Source organism: Cupriavidus sp. WS, from assembly GCF_000395345.1.
Lineage (GTDB): Bacteria > Pseudomonadota > Gammaproteobacteria > Burkholderiales > Burkholderiaceae > Cupriavidus > Cupriavidus basilensis_B.
In genome coordinates, this window is record NZ_AQPL01000623.1 from 1 (window position 1) to 4,475 (window position 4,475).

Genomic DNA, 4,475 nt, shown 5'->3' on the forward strand with positions numbered 1-4,475 from the left:
AGCGCATTGATGACTTCGCGCAGATCGGCCTTCCTGCGTCGCCCACAGGTGGCTAGCCCACGCGACAATCGGTTTTTCCGTGTCGCATCGGAAGCTTGAGAATGCTGTAGCAGGCGCGCCTCACGTCGAGCATTGCCTGTCCATCGCTTCGCCAGTCCTACCAAGTTGCTGTTGCGAACTCTGGATATGCAAACAACCACATCAATCGTGAACGACGTGCCTGTTGTGGCTACATTTCAAACGACCTTGTCGTGCTGCTGCGACACCCCACCTCACAAATTCTACTCACACATTAAATGTTGCTATAGTCCGCATTAGAAGTCCTTAATCTTTGAAATCCATCTAGGATAGCCAAAATACAGCAAATATTTTAATTTTTCTTATTTCTATATTTCCTTATAAATTTTTCTATCTTCAATATAACTAAAATGTTATTTTTATGGATACATCAAGCTTATAAGATAATATAGACGCGAGGAATTAATATATTTACACTTTTTATTAAAATAAATTTTAAAATGAAGATAATTTTTTATCGAAACCCTCATTACATTTTTTCGGTGGGATTGCTTTTTCTCCTCACTGGTTGCTCACAGGTTCCCGTATACACGGCACCGGACGCGTCTATTGATCGCGCACGATTGAAATTGGAGTTCACTGATGAGAGCTTGCTTGCTGGATCTGTGCGAGTAGTTCACACCAGTAGGCTCGCAGTTTGTCGAGAGTCGCTACCGAATCCAGAAAGACTCTTTATCAGGAGTAACGGGAACCCTCTTATCTCAAACTTGAATAAGGATGGCGTATGGATCCCTGCGGGCAAGACATTCTCAATCTCGGTTAGGTCCGTGGTGGATGCACGGGTGCCCTGTGATGTCAACGCGTCATTCAACCCACAACCTTCTGGGTCCTATATATTGAAGATTTTTCACGAAAATAAATTGAACACGGAGGCTTGTACCGTTAATGTTATCGACGAAAATAGCGGTACACGCGCTGCACCAGAATTTAGACAAATAACCTGCCACTAATATCGGCGTCACCAGTTGAAGCGAGATCAAGTGTGCGTCTCCCTGCCAGCGGTCGTAGACCGACCCCGTGCGGTCAGTCACAGCTACCGGCGTGGCATCAGCACGTGCGGCGTCAAATTCGGCAGCGGTGATCGTGGTACCGACGAATTCGGGATCCACATTGATTTCTAGGAGAGGGGGGAACGGGCACCAAGCCTAGTTCAGTCCCATATGCCGCATGACCGGCGCAGACGTAGCCAACTCGCCCATCCCTAAAGAGCTCGAGCTTTCGGGCTTCCATACGTTGCTCGCCAAGCCCTGAGACGAGACGTGTGGGTTCTCCATAGAAGAGATGAAACCATCGAAATTCGAATCGCATGAGTTCAGCGGACCTTCCATCGAGCGTGGTGGAGGTCAAATTGTCAGCGAATTGCATCTCCCCGTCGACTGACCGCAACTGGCTGAGGCAGGTGTAGCGACGGCGCCCTCGCCACGCGCCGGCCCTGCAATGCCGTCAGCCCCCGCGAGCCGGCATTCTGGCCGTGTCCACCCAGCCTGCTGCAGCATGCCAGACAGCGCTAGGCTGGTCCGCGTCGCCGGTACCAGCCGGGCTGAGGGGATCGACAGAGCCACCGGTTGCCCGCACGTCGGTGCGGGCCAGCCACGTGCCCGACCTGAACGCCGCCCGCACCGCAGCGCGACGCGCGGCTCGCGCGGTGCTCGCCCGCGGACAGGCCCACCAACTACCGGTGCACCGGAGCGAACCGTTCATTCGCGAACCGACCAACGCCCACACATCCCCGCAGCGCCGGCTGCGGTCGGCCGACCGGGGGCCAGCGGCGCGACCAACTACCGGCACGCACACAGGCGGGAGAGCGCAAGACACCAGCGCCCACATGCTGGCTCACCATCCAGCCCGACGCTGGCACCGGACAGCCGACCCCAGGGCCAACACCACCAGCTGCCAGCAGCATGCTGCCGAGCCGGCCTCGATGCGGGGAGTACGCTGACGCGCGCTGGCGCCGGCGGGGTCGGCCAGGCTGGCTGGGATCTTCGACACCGCGGATTACCTGCGCGCTGAAGCCAGCGCTGCCCCGCGCGCGCGTGGCGAGCTGCCACACACTAGGTCTGCATGCGACCTCCAGACGGAGACGAGCGCCGGCTACGGAGGGCCGCTGACAACCCGAAGTGGTCTCTCAAACTTTGCGAAAGCGGTCCTTCAGCATTCCTCGACGCCATCCGATCCCCAAGCACGTCGCGCCAGGGCCGGAATGCGTCTCGGGGCCCCCATTGGATCGATCTTCGGGACACTTACCGGCAGCGGCTCTATTCGATAGAGGCTGGGCGAGGAGTGCTTACGAAACGTCTCCTGCTACCAACACCCCACCTCAGGTCGCTTATCCGATCAGGCGCCCTCTGCTAGGCTATGCCGTGCAGGTTGATATAAGAACCCACTGCGGGCGACGTCCATTTTCTTTCAAATCGATCGACTTCAGTGAATCGAGATCCTCGTTTCGGGCCAAATAAGCGACACAAATTCGTTCCCACTAGAACGGAGAGGTTGCCCACCCGACTCGCCGACGCTCCTCCGTCGGCCTCGTGACGTTGCGCCACCTTTAAATAGCCGAAAATAGTCCTGTTGGACGCTGCAAACGTTCACTTCGCACCCATCGTACTCATGAAGTCCTATCATTCAGTAATCCTCGCCGCTGCCACGCTCGCAGGTTGTGCTCAACCTCCGCTGAAGAGCGATATCACAAAGACTACCCGAGTCTCGGTTACGAACGCCTCCGCACCGGCGATGTTCACCGCCTCCGCTTACGAAGACGATTACGACTGCTATGGAAGGAGACCCCTCGCGTCGCTGGGTGATGAACATCGCGATTTCTCCGCAGAAGTTCCAACCAAGAGATTTCAGAGCGTCGAGTTCACCTATATCGGCGTGAACCCGCCCCAAGTCAACACATGCAGCGGCGTGGCCACCGTCGCAACCAGAGAGGGATTCGAGTATCGCTTCGAGTTCCAGCGCGTTGCGGGTGGTTGCACGATGGCCGCATTCGAACGGCAGAACTGGGTAGAGACGAAGATCCCGTTCATAGTGCGCAATCTCAAACAGCCGTTCTGGAATAATGCTGGACCATGGTGTAGAGAGGATTCCCGTTTCCTAGGGTCGTCGAATCTTGCAACGCCGCGCACTGAGGCTGACGAATGACACTGCCGGAGCGCCTGCGAGTCTCAGAAGCGATTGGCGTTCCAATCGGGCGTCCGTGAGCCCCAGCGAGCAACCGTGATGTTCGAGGCTAGAAATGAGCGGCCGCTCTTGGCTGCGGACATTGTCGCGGCAACGTACCCGGTCACCTTCCCACTTGCGCTGCTCAGAAGTCACCGTTCGGGCCGCCACGGGCGGTAACGCCGGCGCCGGCGGGCTAGCCGGAATCTCCGAGGCTACGAGTTGCCAGCAGGCTGTGCGAGCCACGCTCGCCCGCGGCCGGCACGCCACCACGCACCGGACCTGCGCGCGACCTCGGTCAAGCTCGCACATGCAGCACGGCCACCGGCGCCCCGAGCGCACCAGCAACGCGGAAAGATCCGTCATGACCATCTCCACGGCCGCGGGCCGCCTGAAGAGCCAAGGTCCGCCTGCGATATCGAGACGGAGACTCCCGCCGGATACGGAAGGCCGCTGACGACCCGAAGCGGTCGGTCATCTTGCCACATAGCGGACATTCACATATATCGATCGGCAAACACGACCTAAGCCGCTAGCGTATCGAATCGCTGTTCCGCACGAGTTTATTATTGCATTAACGGAATTATGGGGATCGATAAAAAAGCCACCGAAAGGTGGCTAAGTGGATGACCCGAAAGCGGCTGGTCCTCACCCTGATCTCTCATGTATTCACTTATGTATTCACTTCTTCTTTGGATCGTGAACGGGTAGGGTGGGATGTTTGGGTTTAGTTGGAGGATTCACATGGTGTCTGCGGTCATCTTTGCCATCCTCTCGTTTGGGCTTCGGGCCGGGATTGATAGTCGTCATATTTCAATTTCCTTTCAGTTCGATTATGGTTACAGATTTGTGAACCACTCCGGGAATCGCGGAGGTCGGTTGATTTAAACTGATGCCAGCGCGCCAGCAGTATTGCTGAGTCGCCGATAGTAGTCTACCTCAGAGCCTGTTTGAAAATTCGCCGCAGATGTGATCTAACGTTCGGATGCGGAAGAAAGAACATCGAGAACGGCAGGCAAGTATGGCGGCCAAGACAAAGCGATATCCGAGCGACATAACAGACGTGGAATGGGCAGCGATGGAAGGATTGCTGCCGAAGCCAGCCCAGCGTGGGCGACGCAGAAAGGCCGACCTGCGCGAAGTCATCAATGCGCTGCGATACCTGGTGCGCTCGGGCTGCGGCTGGCGCATGCTGCCCAAGGACTTCCCGGCTTGGCAAACGGTGTATTGGTAGTTTC

General features: G+C 56.7%; 3 protein-coding genes and 1 pseudogene. 2 read left to right on the top strand and 2 right to left on the bottom strand.

The features are described from left to right. Positions 1-881: 881 nt before the first annotated feature. On the bottom strand, positions 882-1,187 hold the full coding sequence (locus K206_RS43445) for a hypothetical protein (protein WP_155888414.1): 306 nt from the start codon (positions 1,185-1,187) through the stop codon (positions 882-884). Continuing rightward, positions 1,141-1,443: a hypothetical protein gene (locus tag K206_RS44800; protein WP_369796949.1), complete on the bottom strand. Its 303-nt coding sequence runs from the start codon at positions 1,441-1,443 to the stop codon at positions 1,141-1,143. Before K206_RS44800 ends, K206_RS43445 begins: the two co-directional genes overlap by 47 nt. A 1,242-nt stretch (positions 1,444-2,685) precedes the next feature. On the opposite strand from K206_RS44800, the gene K206_RS43450 reads away from it, so the two are divergent. Beyond that, positions 2,686-3,219, top strand: a complete 534-nt coding sequence (locus K206_RS43450; protein WP_155888415.1) for a hypothetical protein — start codon at positions 2,686-2,688, stop codon at positions 3,217-3,219. Between the two features lie 1,003 nt (positions 3,220-4,222). Continuing rightward, positions 4,223-4,468 (top strand): annotated as a pseudogene (locus tag K206_RS42325) (transposase); the annotation flags it as partial. Positions 4,469-4,475: the final 7 nt, after the last annotated feature.

Bases quoted from the DNA above. Each gene is read 5' to 3' on its own strand.
- K206_RS44800 (WP_369796949.1), bottom strand. From the start codon at position 1,443: ATGCAATTCGCTGACAATTTGACCTCCACCACGCTCGATGGAAGGTCC.
- K206_RS43450 (WP_155888415.1), top strand. From the start codon at position 2,686: ATGAAGTCCTATCATTCAGTAATCCTCGCCGCTGCCACGCTCGCAGGT.